Origin of the sequence: Pseudomonas sp. BAY1663 (assembly GCF_000582595.1) — a bacterium.
Classification (GTDB): domain Bacteria; phylum Pseudomonadota; class Gammaproteobacteria; order Pseudomonadales; family Pseudomonadaceae; genus Stutzerimonas; species Stutzerimonas stutzeri_AF.
In genome coordinates this window covers 13919-29359 of record NZ_AZSV01000055.1, presented here as the reverse complement: position 1 = coordinate 29359, position 15441 = coordinate 13919, and the positions used below count along the sequence as shown (strand labels likewise).

Annotated in this window: 11 protein-coding genes and 7 pseudogenes; 4 read left to right on the top strand and 14 right to left on the bottom strand. The window is 65.4% G+C overall.

Annotated elements, in window-relative coordinates; genetic code table 11:
- From BAY1663_RS15360 to BAY1663_RS15330, 7 genes and pseudogenes are all read right to left on the bottom strand, one after another.
- Nucleotides 1-185 (bottom strand): annotated as a pseudogene (locus BAY1663_RS15360) (low molecular weight phosphotyrosine protein phosphatase); the annotation flags it as partial.
- Nucleotides 186-187: 2 nt separating this feature from the next.
- A pseudogene (kdsB, locus tag BAY1663_RS15355) lies at nt 188-951 on the bottom strand (3-deoxy-manno-octulosonate cytidylyltransferase).
- Complete coding sequence (locus tag BAY1663_RS15350) at nt 948-1133, bottom strand: Trm112 family protein (RefSeq protein WP_003293506.1); 186 nt, start codon at nt 1131-1133, stop codon at nt 948-950. Before BAY1663_RS15350 ends, kdsB begins: the two are co-directional and overlap by 4 nt.
- A 46-nt stretch (nt 1134-1179) precedes the next feature.
- Nucleotides 1180-2183, bottom strand: a pseudogene (lpxK, locus tag BAY1663_RS15345) (tetraacyldisaccharide 4'-kinase).
- Complete coding sequence (locus tag BAY1663_RS15340; protein ID WP_037042382.1) at nt 2183-2611, bottom strand: biopolymer transporter ExbD; 429 nt, start codon at nt 2609-2611, stop codon at nt 2183-2185. The pseudogene lpxK and the gene BAY1663_RS15340 overlap by 1 nt, the downstream one beginning before the upstream one ends.
- Nucleotides 2608-3240 carry a MotA/TolQ/ExbB proton channel family protein gene (locus BAY1663_RS15335; RefSeq protein ID WP_037042379.1) on the bottom strand — a complete coding sequence of 211 codons (633 nt, stop codon included), beginning with the start codon at nt 3238-3240 and terminating at the stop codon, nt 2608-2610. Before BAY1663_RS15335 ends, BAY1663_RS15340 begins: the two co-directional genes overlap by 4 nt.
- Nucleotides 3241-3311: 71 nt before the next feature.
- Entirely contained in the window at nt 3312-5537 is a 2226-nt protein-coding gene (locus BAY1663_RS15330; protein ID WP_177325814.1) for a DNA internalization-related competence protein ComEC/Rec2, read from the bottom strand.
- 149 nt (nt 5538-5686) lie between these two features.
- Between BAY1663_RS15330 and BAY1663_RS15325 the strand changes: the two genes are divergently transcribed.
- A complete protein-coding gene (locus BAY1663_RS15325; RefSeq protein WP_037042378.1) occupies nt 5687-6202 on the top strand; it encodes a DUF2062 domain-containing protein in 516 nt (171 codons plus the stop codon).
- Between the two features lie 12 nt (nt 6203-6214).
- Here BAY1663_RS15325 and BAY1663_RS15320 read toward each other — a convergent pair.
- From BAY1663_RS15320 to BAY1663_RS15310, 3 pseudogenes are all read right to left on the bottom strand, one after another.
- A pseudogene (locus tag BAY1663_RS15320) lies at nt 6215-7458 on the bottom strand (lipoprotein-releasing ABC transporter permease subunit).
- Nucleotides 7458-8155 (bottom strand): annotated as a pseudogene (lolD, locus tag BAY1663_RS15315) (lipoprotein-releasing ABC transporter ATP-binding protein LolD). Before lolD ends, BAY1663_RS15320 begins: the two co-directional pseudogenes overlap by 1 nt.
- Before the next feature lie 7 nt (nt 8156-8162).
- Nucleotides 8163-9409 (bottom strand): annotated as a pseudogene (locus BAY1663_RS15310) (lipoprotein-releasing ABC transporter permease subunit).
- 98 nt (nt 9410-9507) lie between these two features.
- On the opposite strand from BAY1663_RS15310, the gene BAY1663_RS15305 reads away from it, so the two are divergent.
- From BAY1663_RS15305 to BAY1663_RS15295, 3 genes are read left to right on the top strand one after another with little or no spacing between them, the layout of a single operon-like run.
- A complete protein-coding gene (locus tag BAY1663_RS15305) occupies nt 9508-10080 on the top strand; it encodes a PilZ domain-containing protein (RefSeq protein ID WP_037042376.1) in 573 nt (190 codons plus the stop codon).
- 3 nt (nt 10081-10083) lie between these two features.
- Complete coding sequence (locus BAY1663_RS15300) at nt 10084-10392, top strand: hypothetical protein (RefSeq protein ID WP_037042374.1); 309 nt, start codon at nt 10084-10086, stop codon at nt 10390-10392.
- Nucleotides 10389-11108: a glycerophosphodiester phosphodiesterase gene (locus BAY1663_RS15295; RefSeq protein WP_037042372.1), complete on the top strand. Its 720-nt coding sequence runs from the start codon at nt 10389-10391 to the stop codon at nt 11106-11108. Before BAY1663_RS15300 ends, BAY1663_RS15295 begins: the two co-directional genes overlap by 4 nt.
- A 254-nt stretch (nt 11109-11362) precedes the next feature.
- Here the strand turns inward: BAY1663_RS15295 and sthA are convergent, their stop codons facing one another.
- The 4 genes and pseudogenes from sthA to nqrF all read right to left on the bottom strand — a co-directional run bounded on the left by sthA (nt 11363) and on the right by nqrF (nt 15432).
- Nucleotides 11363-12778 (bottom strand): Si-specific NAD(P)(+) transhydrogenase, encoded by a 1416-nt coding sequence (sthA, locus tag BAY1663_RS15290; protein WP_037042370.1) that lies wholly within the window; start codon nt 12776-12778, stop codon nt 11363-11365.
- A 176-nt stretch (nt 12779-12954) separates the two neighbouring features.
- On the bottom strand, nt 12955-13182 hold the full coding sequence (gene nqrM, locus BAY1663_RS15285) for a (Na+)-NQR maturation NqrM (protein WP_037042369.1): 228 nt from the start codon (nt 13180-13182) through the stop codon (nt 12955-12957).
- Complete coding sequence (locus BAY1663_RS15280) at nt 13179-14102, bottom strand: FAD:protein FMN transferase (RefSeq protein WP_037042392.1); 924 nt, start codon at nt 14100-14102, stop codon at nt 13179-13181. Before BAY1663_RS15280 ends, nqrM begins: the two co-directional genes overlap by 4 nt.
- Before the next feature lie 105 nt (nt 14103-14207).
- Nucleotides 14208-15432 (bottom strand): annotated as a pseudogene (nqrF, locus tag BAY1663_RS15275) (NADH:ubiquinone reductase (Na(+)-transporting) subunit F).
- Nucleotides 15433-15441 lie beyond the last annotated feature (9 nt).

Sequence of the window (15441 nt, the reverse complement as noted above, 5' to 3'; positions counted from 1 at the left end):
CCGCGCCGCCGCGCCGCACCGCAGGCGCGGTCATCCGGCGCCTTGCCGACGTGCCAGTCGCCGGTGCCGGCCGAATCGATCTCGACTCGCCCTTCCAGCCCCGCCGCGCGCACGCGCTGGCGCAATACCCCTTCGGCGGTGGGCGAGCGGCAGATGTTGCCCATGCAGACGAACAGCACCCGCATGCTCAGCTCCCCAGCAGCCGGCGAACCCGCTCGAGATCCTCTGGCGTATCCACCCGGCCTGCGGTGCCTCGACGGCATCCTGCACATGGATGCGTCGGCCATGCCAGAGCGCGCGCAGCTGCTCCAGGCTCTCGGTGTTCTCCAGCCAGCACGGGCCCCAGGCGACGAAGTCGGCGAGGAAGCCTGCGCGATAGGCGTAGATGCCGATGTGCCGGCGATAGGGCACGCCCGCAGGCAACACGCTGCGATCGGCCGCGAAGGCATCGCGGGCCCAGGGCAAGGGGGCGCGGCTGAAGGTCAACGCCAGGCCGTCGCAGTCGGTCAGCACCTTGACCACGTTGGGATTGAACAGCGCCGTGGCATCGGCCAGCGGTTCGGCCAGCGTCGCCATGGCCGCCTCGCCGTGCGCGGCCAGGTTCGCCGCGACCTGATCGATCACCGTCGGGGGAATCAGCGGCTCGTCGCCCTGCATGTTCACCACGATCGCATCGTCGGCCAGCCCCAGCTGCTCGGCCACTTCGGCCAGGCGATCGGTGCCGGAGTTGTGATCGGCGCGGGTAAGCAGGGCCTCGGCGCCGAATGCCACGCAGGCCTCGAGGATGCGCGCATCGTCGGTGGCGATCACCACCCGCTGCGCCGCGCTCTTGCGCGCCTGTTCCCAGACATGCTGGATCATTGGCTTACCAGCGATGTCCAGCAGCGGCTTGCCCGGCAGGCGGCTGGAGGAATAGCGTGCCGGGATCACGACGGTGTAGGCAGTGCTCATTTGTCCAGGCGCTCGTCCACATCGAGGGTTCGCGCCTCGCTTTCCAGCATCACCGGAATCCCGTCGCGCACGGGGAAGGCCAGGCCGTCGGCCTTGCAGATCAGTTCGGATTTGTCGTCGGCCAGCTTCAGCGGCCCCTTGCACAGCGGGCAGGCCAGAATATCGAGCAGTTTGGTATCCATGCGCAGTCCTTGGAAGCGGTCGACTGCGACAGCAGATCGAGCAGCTTTAAGAGTGGTCGGGCAGCAAGCGGGCCAGCTGACCGTCGAACCAGGCGACGAAGGCCGCCGAGGGCGACGCCTGCACCTGCAGGTAGGACCAGCCCGGTGGCGCGAAGGCCCGGCATTTCACCGCATCCTTTTCGGTCATCACCAGCGGCAGCTCGGGACTGAACTTCAGTCGCTCCGGGCTGTAGGCGGCATGATCGGCGAAGGCATGCGGAATCGGGCGCCAGTGTAGCGCCTCGAGCGTGGCGAAGAAACGCTGCGGGTTGCCGATTCCGGCCACCGCATGCAGTTGCTGCCCAACCGGGAAACGGTCGAGCGGCCAGCACTCGCCGGAGCACAGCTCGACCAACGCGCTGGGTTGCAGGGCGAAGGCATAGCCGCCGGCCGAGTCGGCGCTGGCGCCATTGAGTAGCACCGCGTCCACCGTATCCAGGCGCGCAGCCGGCTCGCGCAGGGGCCCGGCAGGCAGGCACCGGCCATTGCCCAGTCCGCGCGCCGCATCGATCAGCACCAGTTCGAGGTCACGCGCCAGCCGGTAGTGCTGCAGGCCATCGTCGGAAAGGATCAGGTCCAGCGGCTCGCTTTCCAGCAGCCGACGCACTGCACATGCACGATCCGGATCGATCATCAGCGGTACGCCGGTACGCTGGACGATCAGCAGCGGTTCGTCGCCGGACTGCTGCGCCGAATGCTCCGCCCGTACCCGCCACGGCAACGAGGGCGGACTGGCGCCGTAGCCACGGCTGACGACGCGACCCGCAGCCCGCGCGCACGGCAATGTTCGATCAACCAGAGAATCAAGGGCGTCTTGCCGGTTCCGCCCACCGTGATGTTGCCGACCACGATGACCGGTACGGGCGCGCGATAGGTGTCGCGCGCACCTTCGAGGAAACGCCGACGCTTCGCCTCGACCACACGTCGGTACAGCCACTCCAGCGGCGCCAGCAGGCGCAGCGCCGGATGCCCCTGGTACCAGGCTCGTTGCAATCGTTCGGCGAGAGCCATCAGGGCGCGACCTGCGCCTCGACGGTGGTGATGCGCAAATGGGCGAAGCCGAGCTTGCCGGCCGCATCCATCGCAGTGATCACCGCCTGGTGCGGCGTCTTGCCGTCGGCGCTGATGATCATCGGCAGGCCGGTGTCGCCACCGGACTCCTTGTTCAGCGCGGCCATCAACGAATTCAGATCGCTTTTCAGCAACGCCTTGCCATTGAGCGAGTAGTTGCCGGCCACGTCGATCAAAACTTCCAGTTGCCGAACCTCGGTTTCCTGCGGCGGTGTGCCGCTGGCCGCCTCTGGCAGATCGACCTTGAGCTGCGTCTCACGGGTGAAGGTGGTAGTGACCACGAAGAACAGCAGCAGAATGAACACCACGTCGATCAGTGGCGCCAGGCCTATTTCCACGTTCTCGCGGGGTTTGCGCCGGAATTTCACGCCTTGTCCTCAGCGAGATCGACATCGCGGTCGCCCTGCAGCACTTCCACCAGTTTGATCGCCTCCTGCTCCATGCCTACGACCAGCTCGTCCACCCGACGCTGCAGGAAGCGATGGAAGAACAGCGCCGGAATGCCGACCATCAGCCCCGCGGCGGTGGTGATCAACGCCTTGGCGATACCGCCGGCAAGCAGCGGTGCATTGGCCATGCCCGAGCCCATGAATGCGCTGAAGATCTCGATCATGCCCAGTACCGTACCCAGCAGTCCCAGCAGCGGTGCGATGCCGGCGATGGTGCCCAGCGCATTGAGGTAACGCTCGAGATCGTGCACCACGCGGGCGGCGGCCTCCTCGATGCACTCTTTCATGATTTCGCGACCGCGCTTGGAATTGGCCAGGCCGGCGGCGAGGATCTCGCCCAGTGGCGAGTCGGCGCGCAACTCCTTGAGCTTCTGGTTGCTGAGCTTCTTGTCCTTGATCCACTTCCAGACCTGCCCCAGCAGATGCGGTGGCGTGACGCGGCTCGGCCGCAGCGTCCACAGGCGCTCGGCGATGATACCGGCGGCGGCGATGGAACACAGAATGATCGGCAGCATTATCCAGCCGCCCGCTTTGACCAGCTCCCACACGAGATGAATCCCCCTCGAAAAAGTGGCGCCACTCTAGCATAGGGTCGCCAGGCCGCCGACGGCCGCCGTTCTCATTTTTCCCGCCAGAAGCGTCGTTGCGCACGTGCGATATGGCCGCGGGAAAAGTCACCGAGATCGATCCGCACCGCGCCATGCAATGCGGTGTCGTAGGCGCGCACGCCGAGCGCCTGCAGCCGCGCCGTTACGCTCGGATGCGGATGGCCAAACGAATTGTGCAGGCTGCGCGAGATCAGCACCGCCTGCGGGGCCACGGCGCGCAGGAAGCGTTCCGACGAGGAACTACGGCTGCCATGATGCGGCAGCAGCAGCCATTGCGCCTGCACCGGCATCGGGCCTTCCAGCAACGCCTGCTCGGCCGCCTGGTCGATGTCGCCGGTCAGCAGCAGGCGTTCACCAGCCGCCTCGACCAGCAGCACACAGGAGGTCTGGTTGCTATCGCGTGCCTCCCGCCACTGCCACAGGCGAAAGCGCACGCCGTCCCACTGCCATTCGGCCCCGCTCCGGCAAGGCTCGGCAACCAGAGATGGCGCATGCCGCTGCGGCTGGCCACTGACGACGCGCGTCACCGGCATCAGCCGCCGGATCGCCTGGGCACCGCCGGAATGATCGTTGTCGGCATGGCTGAGCAAGAGCATGTCCAAGCCCGTCACACCCAACGTGCGCAAGGAAGGAAAGACCACCCGCTCCCCCGTATCGAACTCGCCATGGTTGGGCCCCGCGTCGTAGAGCAATGCATGCTCGCGGGTACGCACCAGCACGGAAAGCCCCTGCCCCACATCGAACAGCCACACCTGCGCCCGCCCATCGGGCGGGGCTTCCCGCGGCGGGAAGGCAAGCGGCAACAGCAGCACCAGCCCCAACCAGCGCACCGGCACACCGGCGGGCATCAGCAGTAGCAGGACACCCAGCGCAACCGCCAGCCAAGCCCACCACGGCAGGCCGCTGGCCAGCCAGGCGGGCTGCCATGCCGAGACCACCGCCAGCAGATCGAACAGGGTCGCCAGCGACCAGCCCACCGCCGACAACACCGCCTCGCCGAGGCCCCAGACAGGCAGGAGCAGCGTGCCAAGCAACGCAAAGGGCACCGTCAGGCTGATCCAGGGTACCGCCAGCAGGTTGGCCAGCGGCCCGCTGGCACTGATCGGCAGCCCGAGCGCCAGCATCAATGGCAGCAGTCCCAGGGCCGCGGCCCACTGCGCACGCAACAGAGTCTTCCACCAGGGCCATGGCCCGAGGCGGCCGGCGAACACGAAAGCCAGCAGCGCCACGACGCCGAACGACAGCCAGAAACCGGGCTGCAGACTGACCAGCGGATCCAGCAGCAGAACCCCGTCCAGGGCCAGCAACAACGGCAGCCAGACACCCAGATGGCGAAAACGCAGGCGCCAGAGCAATACCACCGCGACCATCAGGCAGGCCCGGCGCACCGGCACATCGAACCCAGCCAGCCATCCGTAGGCCAGCGCCCCCGCCAATGCCAGGCCGCACGCCCAGGGCAACCAGGGCAGTTTCCGCGGCCACGCGCCCCAACGCGCGAGCAACGCCACCAGCCCGTACAGCAGGCCCGCCAGCATGCCGACGTGCTGCCCGGAGATCACCATCAGGTGCACCGTCCCGGTATCCTGCAGCACCTGCCAGTCGGCCCGACTCAACCCCGAATCGTCACCCACCACCAGGGCGGCAATCGCACCCTGCCGCTCGAATGCCGGAACGGCCATCAGCCGCGTCCTCAGGCGATCGCGCCAGGCAGCGGCGGTCGCCGACGACAGCAGTCGCTCCCCGGCCTTGACGCTTCCAGTCGCCCCGATCCGTCGTGCCAGCAACCAGGCTTCGTAGTCGAAGGCTTGCGGATTGACCAGGCCATGCGGGCGCTTCAGCCGCGCGGCCAGCCGCCAGCGTTCGCCGGCCCGCACCACCGGCCCGTCATACCAGGCCAGCCGCAGCCGGGTGGGCAGCCCGGCATGACGCGACGCGATATCGTCCAGTTCGAAGCGCACCACATCGCCGCGCACGGCGGGCAGCCCGACGACCGTCCCTTCCAGCCAGAAGGTGCGCCCGTCCATGGACGCCGGCAAGCGATCGTCGACGGCATGCTGGGCATGCTGGCAAGCCCAGGCCAGCCCGAGACAGAACAGCCCCAGCGCGCGCAGGCGCTTGCCCGGGACGAACAGCAGCCCCGCCACGACCAGGATCGGATAGGCCCAACCAGGCGGGAGTTCGGGTAAGAAACGTGGCAGGACGAGGCCTGCGGCCAGCGCCAGCATCCATGTGCGCATGGTTCTCGACTCCAGGAATCCATTCCGGAACCGCTATCGAGCGGATGGTCAATTTGTCGCAGCCGGAGACGTAATGTCACAAAAACTACTCTCAGCGCCGCTGCCCGATTCAAGCATAATCGTCGGGCTAAGCCTGCCAGAGAAACTTCATGCCGCGTCGCTTATTCAAACGCTACATGCCGCACCCCGATCGCATCAAGGCTAACAAGTCCCTGCGTTTTCTAGGCGCGCTGATTCACGATCCCAACCTCTGGCACCTCAATCGCCATTCGGTGTCCCGGGCCATGGCGATCGGCCTGTTCTGGGCCATGATCCCCATGCCGCTGCAGATGCTGGCAGCGGCCATCTGCGCCCTGCCTGCGCGAGCCAACCTGCCGATCGCCGTGGGCCTGGTCTGGTTGACCAACCCGCTGACCATGCCACCAGTGTTCTACTGCAACTACAAGATCGGCACCTGGCTGCTGGATACCCCGGCCTCCGACATGCCGGCCGAGCTCAGCCTGGCCTGGGTGCGCCACATGCTGGAGAACAACTGGCAGCCGCTATACCTGGGTTCGCTGGTCGTCGCTACGGTGCTCGCAGTCCTCGGCTATGTCTTCACCCAGATGTACTGGCGCTGGTGGGTCGGGCGCAGCTGGCGCAAGCGGCGAAACGATCGCCGCTAGCGCCAGCTGCGCTCACTCGTAGCGCAGCACCTCGGCCGGCTGGGTCTGCGCCGCCCGCCAGGCGGGATAGAGAGTAGCCAGAAAACTCAGGCAAGCGCCGTAATGGACACCAGCACGACATCCTCCAGGCGCAGCTCGGACGGCAGGGTACTGATGAAGTACACGTCGGAACTGAAGATATGCTGGCCCGACACTCTCTCGAGCCAGGCCACCAGCTCGCTCACGTTCAGCGCCCCGAGCACGCCCAGCACTACGCCGATCAAGGTGCCGCTGAAGCCGATGATGCTGCCCTGGACCATGAAGATCGCCATGATCTGCCGCGGCGTGGCGCCCAGGGTGCGCAGGATGGCGATGTCGGCGCGCTTGTCGGAAACCACCATGATCAGCGTCGCGATGATGTTGAACGCGGCGACCGCGACGATCAGCATCAACAGCAGACCGATCATGGTCTTTTCCATCTTCATCGCGCTGAACAGGCTGCCCTGGGTATAGGACCAGTCCTCGACGCGATAGCCCTCGCCGAGCACGCCCGCCAGCTGCGAAGCCACTTCCGGCGCACGATACAGGTCCCTCAGCTTGAGCCGCACGCCCTGTACCTGCTGCGGCGTCCAGCGATGAATCTGCGCCGCATCGGCACGGTGGACCATGGCCATGCTGCCGTCCAGGTCGGCGCCAACCTTGAATACCCCGACCACGTTCAGGCGCTGCATGCGCGGCGTGACGCCACCGGGCGTCGAACTGACCTCCGGCACGATCAGCGTCAGCTTGTCGCCCAGCTTCAGACCGAACCGCCGCGCCGTCATCAGGCCGATGATCACCCCATACTCGCCAGGCTTCAGGTCCTCCAGGCGGCCGGCGACCAGACGTTCGCCGACGATGGACACCTCCGCCTCGGCCTGCGGTTCGATACCGCTGACCTGGATCGGCTGCATGCTGCCCTTGAACGACAGCATGCCTTCCAGCTGGGTGATCGGCGCCATGCCGACGACCTGCGGCTGGGCCGCGAGGCGCGCCGCGACCGACTGCCAGTCATCCAGCGGCCGATCGCCGATGACCGTCGCGTGCGGCACTATGCCGAGAATCCGCGAACTCATCTCGCGCTGGAAGCCATTCATCACCGAGAGCACCAGGATCATCGCCAGCACCCCCAGCGACAGGCCGATCAGCGAGGTCAGGGAAATGAACGAGATGAAATGATTGCGCCGCTTGGCACGCGTATAGCGGCTGCCGATGAAAACACTCAGGGGCCTGAACATCATTCGGCCACCAGGCGTCCGTCTTCCAGACGCAGGACCTGATCCATCTGCGCGGCCAGTTGACGGTCGTGGGTGACCACCAGGAAGGCCGTGCGCAGCGAGCGGCTGAGCTCGAGCATCAGGTCCTGAATGCCCTGGGCGGTGTGGTGATCGAGATTGCCGGTAGGCTCGTCGAGCAGCACCAGCGCCGGCTCGTTGACCAGCGCCCGGGCGATGGCGACCCGCTGGCGCTCACCGCCCGAGAGTTCGGCCGGCTTGTGCTCCAGGCGATGGCCCAGGCCGACCCGCTCCAGCAGCGCGCTGGCCCGCCGGCGGCCTCGGCGATCGGCGTGCGACCGATCAGCAGCGGCATGCAGACGTTTTCCAGCGCGGTGAATTCGGCGAGCAGGTGATGGAACTGGTAGACGAAACCCAGCGCCCGGTTGCGCAGCAGGCCGCGCTCCTTCTCGTTGAGCGCCGACAGTTCCTCGCCGGCCAGCCAGACGCTGCCCCCGCTCGGCGTGTCCAGGCCGCCGAGCAGGTTCAGCAGGGTACTCTTGCCGGAGCCCGAGCTGCCGACGATGGCCACCCGTTGCCCGGGAAACAGCTCCAGCTGCAGCCCGGCCAGGACTTCCACCGATTCCGGCCCCTGCTCGTAGCGCTTGCTCAGGTTGCGGCAGCTCAGCACCGCGTGCTCTTGCGAAGACAGCTCATTCATGGCCAGCTCACTCATAACGTAGCGCCTCCGCCGGCTGGGTGCGCGCGGCGCGCCAGGCCGGATACAGGGTGGCGAGGAAACTCAGGACCAGCGCCGCGAGGCAGACCTGGACGACGTCGGCGGCCATCAGCCGCGACGGCAGGTAGTCGATGAAATACACATCGGCGCTGAGGAACTTGTGCCCGATCAGGCGCTCCAGTGCCGCGATCCAGCTACTGACGTTCACGGCGGCGAACATGCCCAGCAACGCCCCGACCAGGGTGCCGACCACGCCGATCACGGTGCCCTGGACCATGAAGATCGCCATGATCTGCCGCGGCGTGGCGCCCAGGGTGCGCAGGATGGCGATGTCGCCGCGCTTGTCGGTGACCACCATGACCAGCGTGGAAATGATGTTGAACGCCGCGACGGCGACGATCAGCAGCAGCAACAGGCCGATCATCGCCTTCTCCATGCGGATCGCCTGGTAGAGATTGCCGTGGGTGCGCGTCCAGTCGCGCGAATAGAAATCGTCGCCCAGCTGGCCGGCCAGTTCCCAGGCGATGCGCGGCGCCTGGAACAGGTCGTCGAAGCGCAGACGCAGGCCCTGCACCTGATCCGGCTGCCAGCGCTGCAGGCGCGCCATGTCGGCGATATTGGCCAGGGCGACATAGCCGTCGATCTCACCGGCGCGACATGGAAGATGCCGGTCACGGTGAAGCGCTTCATGCGCGGGAACATACCCGCCGGCGTCACGGTGACCTCCGGCGCGACGAAGGTGATCTTGTCGCCCACGCCGACCCCCAGCTTGGCAGCGGCCTTGTCGCCGATGACGATGCCGAAGCCGCCAGGGACGAGATCGTCCAGCGAACCTTCGCGGAAGAACCGATCGATGATCGAAACCTGCCGCTCGGCATCGGGTTGCACCGCATTGATCAGGATCTTGCTGACCTGACCCTGGTGGGTCAGCAGCCCCTGGGTCTGGATGAACGGCGCCGTGGCGAGCACCTGGGCATGACCTTCGAGGCGCTGGGCGAGCGCCTGCCAGTCATCGATCGGCACCGGGCTCTCGATGGTGGCATGGGGCACCATGCCCAGCACGCGGGTGCGCATCTCGTGATCGAAGCCGTTCATCACCGACAACACCACGATCATCACCAGCACGCCGAGGGCGAGCCCGATCATCGAGGTCAGGGAGATGAAGGAGACGAAGAGGCTGCGGCGTCTGGCGCGGGTGTAGCGCGCTCCGATGTACACGGACAGCGGTCTGAACATAGATCGACGGATTCGCTGGCGGGAAGAAACGAACATGCGGCTGACGCGGCCCCGGGGCCTGATACACTCTGGCCATCACTGCCGCCCCGGGTATCGTCATGCCGACACAAGACACAGAAGAACGCCGCGAATACTACCGTATCGAGGATCGCGTCGCACTGGAAATCATCCCCGCGGGCCAGGGCAAGGCCGCCGCGCAGGGCAGCCTCGCTCCGCTGTTCGGCCTGCTCGGCGAGCTGCATCAGCTCGACTTCGAGGCCCAGCATCTGCTGCGCCAGATCGCCGAGAACAACCGTACGCTGGCCAACTACCTGAAGGTACAGAACCGGCGGATCGAACTGCTGGGACAGGCGCTGGCGCAGGACCTGCTGAAGGATCTCGGCCCATCCCGATCGGTAATCCTGTCCGAAGGCGGCATCAGCTTCACCCATGACCAGGCGCTGGCCGAGAATATGCCACTCACCCTGAAACTGGTGCTGCTGCCCCAGGGGCTTGGCCTGCTGCTGGAAGCACGGGTCATTCGCTGCCAGGCCCAGGAAGACGGCCGCTATGAAATCAGCCTGGAGTTCGAAGCGTTGACTGATGCACAGCGGCAGTTGCTGGCGCGACATATCCTGCAGAAACAGGCGCTGGAGCGGCGCCTGGCCCGAGAAAACCTGCAAGGAGACTGACCCATGCGCCGCCTGGCGACCGTGCTGTTCATGCTGACATTCAACCCTACCCTATTCGCCGAGGAAATCCGCATTCCCGTTGGCCAGCAGGGCCTGCCGGAAATGGCAATGCCGACCCGTGGCGAATCGAAGACCCGTGTGCTGGAACGCTTCGGCCTCGCCGACGAAGAGCGCCCGGCCGTGGGCCAGCCCCCGATCACCCGCTGGGATTATCGGGAATTCTCGGTATATTTCGAGGGCGACCGTGTCATCAGCAGCGTGCGCCATCACCAGCGCACCCAACCCCCGGCTCAGGAAGAATCGAAACCGTGACCCTCATCTACGGCCATCGCGGCGCCAAGGGCGAAGCCCCGGAAAATACCCTCGCGAGCTTCGAGCGCTGCCTGCAACATGGCGTGCGCCGTTGCGAGCTGGATTTGCACCTGTCCCGCGACGGCGAACTGATGGTCATCCACGACCCCACGCTCAAACGCACGACCGGCCGGCGCGGCAAGGTGGCCGAGCACGATGCCGCTGAACTCGTCGACTACGACGCTCGCTCGGGCGGTCCCGGCTGGAAGGTGCCCTGCCCCATCCCGCGGCTGAGCGAGTTGTTCGAAAAATGCGATTTCGAGCACTGGCAACTGGAGGTCAAGAGCGCCTCGCGCGTTCGGGCCGCGCGTACCGTACTGGCGATCAAGGAACTGGCCGCGCGCTACCAGTTGCTCGAGCGGATCACCGTCACCTCCAGCTCCCGCGAGGTGCTGCGCGCGTTGAAGCGGCTGGCGCCCGAGATTTCCCGCGGGCTGGTGGCCGAATACGCCTGGCTCGATCCGCTCAAGGTGGCCCGGCAGTATGGCTGTGAAATCCTGGCATTGAAGTGGACGCTGTGCACCCCCGAGCGCCTGGAAAAAGCACGCAAGCAGGGCCTGCATGTGTCCGTGTGGACGGTCAACGAGCCGGCCCTGATGCGCCGGCTCGCCGACTTCGGTGTCGACAGCCTGATCACCGACTTCCCTGGCGTGGCGGTGCAGACCCTGCGGGGTTGAGCATTGTCCGGCGCGCGGGGCCGCCCGTTGGGCTTCGTCGCATTGCGGCTCAGCCCAACCTACGGATGCCTGGGCGGGGCCGAGGCCATCCCGGAGCGGGTCTGCGAATACCACCGCATCAGCGGATCGAAGCGAACCCCGGACGACAAAAACCGGCCCATGGGCCGGTTTTTTGCTGTTGCCGCCTGAGACGTTAGAAACTCTCCCGATTGGGCCAATGCCACTCACGGGGATCGTCGAATTCTCCGGCCGGCTCAGGCCACCGGCCGGAGCCGCTCAAAAAGCCGGTTGAGCCCGTCGAACGCTGCCACCCGGTAGGCTTCGGCCATAGTCGGGTAGTTGAACGTGGTGTTGACGAAGTACTTGATGCTGTTCGCCTCGCCCGTCTGGTTCATGATCGCCTGGCCGATGTGCACGATCTCCGAGGCTTGGTAGCCGAAACAGTGCACGCCGAGCACTTCCAGCGTCTCGCGATGGAAGAGGATCTTCAGCATCCCCACCGGCTCGAAGGAAATCTGCGCACGCGCCATGCTCTTGAAGAACGCCTTGCCCACTTCGTAGGGAATCTTCGCCTGGGTCAGCTCGCGCTCGTTCTTGCCGATGGAGCTGATCTCGGGAATGGTATAGATGCCCGTCGGTACGTCGTCGACGAAACGCCAGGTATCGTTGTCGACGATGCTGCCGGCCGCCGAGCGCCCCTGGTCGTAGGCCGCGCTGGCCAGCGAGGGCCAGCCGATCACGTCGCCAGCGGCGTAGATGTTGCCCACGTCGGTGCGATAGTGCTCGTCGACCTGCACCTGGCCACGGCTGTTGGCCTTCAGGCCGATGTTCTCCAGCCCCAGCTTGTCGGTATTGCCGGTGCGGCCGTTGCTCCAGAGGAAGGCGTCGGCCTTGATCTTCTTGCCCGACTTCAGGTGCAGGATCACCCCGTTCTCCAGGCCCTCGACCCGCTCGTACTCCTCGTTGTGACGAATCAGCACGTTGTTGTTGCGCAGGTGATAGCTGAGCGCATCGGAGATTTCGTCATCGAGGAAGCTCAGCAGCTGGTCGCGATTGTCGATCAGGTCCACCAGCACGCCGAGCCCGCTGAAGATCGAGGCATACTCGCAGCCGATGACCCCGGCTCCGTAGATGATCATCCGCCGCGGCGTGTGGCTCAGCGTGAGGATGGTGTCGCTGTCGTAGATACGCGGGTGATTGAAGTCGATATCCGCAGGGCGGTAGGGGCGCGAGCCGGTGGCGATGACGAACTGGCTGGCGACCAGCTTTTCCACCATGCCGTTCAGGCAGACCACTTCCACACTCTGCTCGTCCGAGAAGCTAGCGGTGCCGAAGAAGGTATCGATGCGGTTGCGTGCGTAGTAACCCGTGCGCGAGGTCACCTGTTTGCTGATGACCTTCTCGGCGCTCTTCAGGACATCGGGGAAGGAGAACCAGCGCGGCTCGCCGATCTGGCGAAACAACGGATTGGTGTTGTACTGCATGATCTGCCGCACCGAGTGACGCAGCGCCTTGGACGGGATGGTGCCCAGGTGGGTGCAGTTGCCTCCGACCAGCGGACGGTTGTCTACCACGGCGACCTTGCGTCCCGCCTTGACGGCGTTCATCGCCGCGCCCTCCCCGGCCGGGCCGGAACCCAGTACCACCACATCGTAGTTATAGACAGCCATATACACTCCTGAAAACGCAGCGGACCACGCCGCTGCAGTCAACGAATTCGCCGAGGTTCGAGGAAAGCGACCGCACATTCACGCCGCCAGGCACCACGCCTGGCGACGGAAATCCGCTATAGCCGCCAGCCAGGCCGGCGGCGAACGCAGGGTTCGGCAGTTTTGCCGAGCCGCGCTCAGCGTCTGCTCGCGTCGTAGGCAAGGTCGGTCTTGCCCAGCTTGTTCGCTTCGTTCACCTCTTCGCATTTCTCGCGGCTGCCGCCACAGATCGAGCATTCCTTCTCGATTCCCAGGTTGGCGATACCGCCGCAGGATCCCGCGATGGGCTTGCGCCCCATGATCACGCCGATCGCCATGCCAAAGACGACGAGCAGCATCACCAGAAAAACCAATAACCAGGTCATTGCCCTACTCCCGCACCAAACAGCTCATCGAAGGCCTTGGTGCTTTTCGTTACGAAGCCTTGCCCTTCCCGAATCACGAAGAACGCGGCGATAGCCTCTTGCTCGGCAAACGCGAAACCCCGTTCGGGACCGAGCACCATCAATGCGGTAGACAACCCGTCAGCCCGCAGGGTCGATGCGTCGATCACCGTAACCGACGCCAGGGAATGCTCGATCGGCCGGCCACTCTGCGGGTCCAGCGTGTGCGAATAGCGCTTGCCGTCACGCTCGAAGTAGTTCCGGTAGTCCCCCGATGTGGAGACGCCCAGGCCATCGAGCTCGATGATCTTCTGCGCTACGCGCTCGTCGTCCCTCGGCGCCTCGATGGCGATACGCCAGGGCGCCCCATCCGGCTTGTGCCCCTGCGCCTTCAACTCACCGGTGATCTCCACCAGGTAGCTGCGCACGCCCAGTTCCTGCAGGCGCGCGATCACCCGGTCCACGGCGTAACCGGCGGCGATGCTGTTGAAATCCAGCTGCACGGCCGCGTCCTTGCACAGCCGCTCGCCATCGATACGCAAGTGCCGGTGGCCGGTGATCGCCCGTGCCGCTTCGATCTCCTGTGCATCCGGCACGCGTTCGGCCCGGCCTTGCGGGCCGAAGCCCCAGAGGTTCAACAAGGGTTCGAGTGTAAGATCGAACGCTCCGCCGCTGTCGGCGGACAAGCGGCTTCCGGCTGCGACCAATTCACGCACCGCCATGGGCACCGCTTCACAGCTGCCGGCCGCCAAGGCATTGAAGCGCTCGACGTCGGAGTCGCTGCGATAGGTAGACAGCTGCCTGTCGAGCTCACCGAGAATGGCCTCGGTCTCTTTCTGCAGTTGCTCCTTCGCGGCGACATCGCGGCTAGCCACGTACTTGATCGTATAGGTGCTGCCCATGGTCGGGCCGCCGAAGCTCTCGACCTCGTCCTGAAACAAGCAGCCCGTCAGGGCTGCCGCCAGGGCGACAGCGATGACGGGCTGGAGTGACGCGCGGATCATGCGCTAGCCGCCGAAGTCATCGAGCAGGATATTCTCCGGTTCGACGCCCAGATCGGTCAGCATCTTGATCACCGAGGCGTTCATCATCGGCGGGCCGCACATGTAGAACTCGCAGTCTTCCGGCGCCGGATGGCTCTTCAGGTAGTTCTCGTACAGCACATTGTGGATGAAGCCGGTCGGGCCTTGCCAGTTGTCTTCGGGCAGCGGATCGGACAGCGCCAGATGCCACTCGAAGTTCGGGTTCTCGGCCTGCAGCTGGTCGTACTCATCGACATAGAAGCTTCGCGCATGGAACGGGCGCCATACCAGAAGCTCATCTTGCGCGTGGACTTCAGGCGCTTGAGTTGGTCGAAGATGTGCGAACGCATCGGCGCCATGCCGGCACCGCCGCCGATGAACACCATCTCGCATCGGTATCCTTGGCGAAGAACTCGCCGAACGGCCCGTACACGGTGACCTTGTCGCCCGGCTTGAGACTGAACACCCAGGAGGACATCTTGCCCGGCGGGATGTCGTCGCGCCCCGGCGGCGGCGACGCCACGCGGATGTTGAATTTCACCAGCCCGCGCTCTTCGGGGTAGTTGGCCATCGAATAGGCGCGGATGGTGGTCTCGTCGACCTTGGAGACGTAGCGCCACAGGTCGAACTTGTCCCAGTCGGCGCGGAATTCCGGCTGGATGTCGAAATCCTTGTACTTCACCGTGTGCGGCGGGCACTCCAGCTGGACGTAGCCGCCGGCACGGAAGTCGACGTTCTCGCCTTCCGGCAGCTTGAGCGTCAGCTCCTTGATGAAGGTGGCGACGTTGGGGTTGGACTCGACGGTGCATTCCCACTTCTTCACGCCGAAGACTTCTTCCGGCACCTCGATCTTCATGTCCGCCTTGACCGGAGTCTGGCAGGACAGGCGCCAGCCCTCGCTCGCTTCGCGGCGAGTGAAGTGCGACTCCTCGGTGGGCAGCATCTCGCCGCCACCGCTCTCGACGACGCACTTGCACTGCGCGCAGGTGCCGCCGCCGCCACAGGCGGACGAGAGGAAGATGTTGTTGGCGGCCAGTGTCTGCAGCAGCTTGCCGCCCGCGGGTACGGTGATGGTCCGCTCACCGTTGATCTCGATCGACACGTCGCCGCTGGAAACCAGCTTGGCGCGCGCAGCCAGGATGATCACCACCAGCGCAAGCACGATGGCGGTGAACATACCGATGGCGAGGAAAATTTCGTAACTCATCAGTTCGTTCCG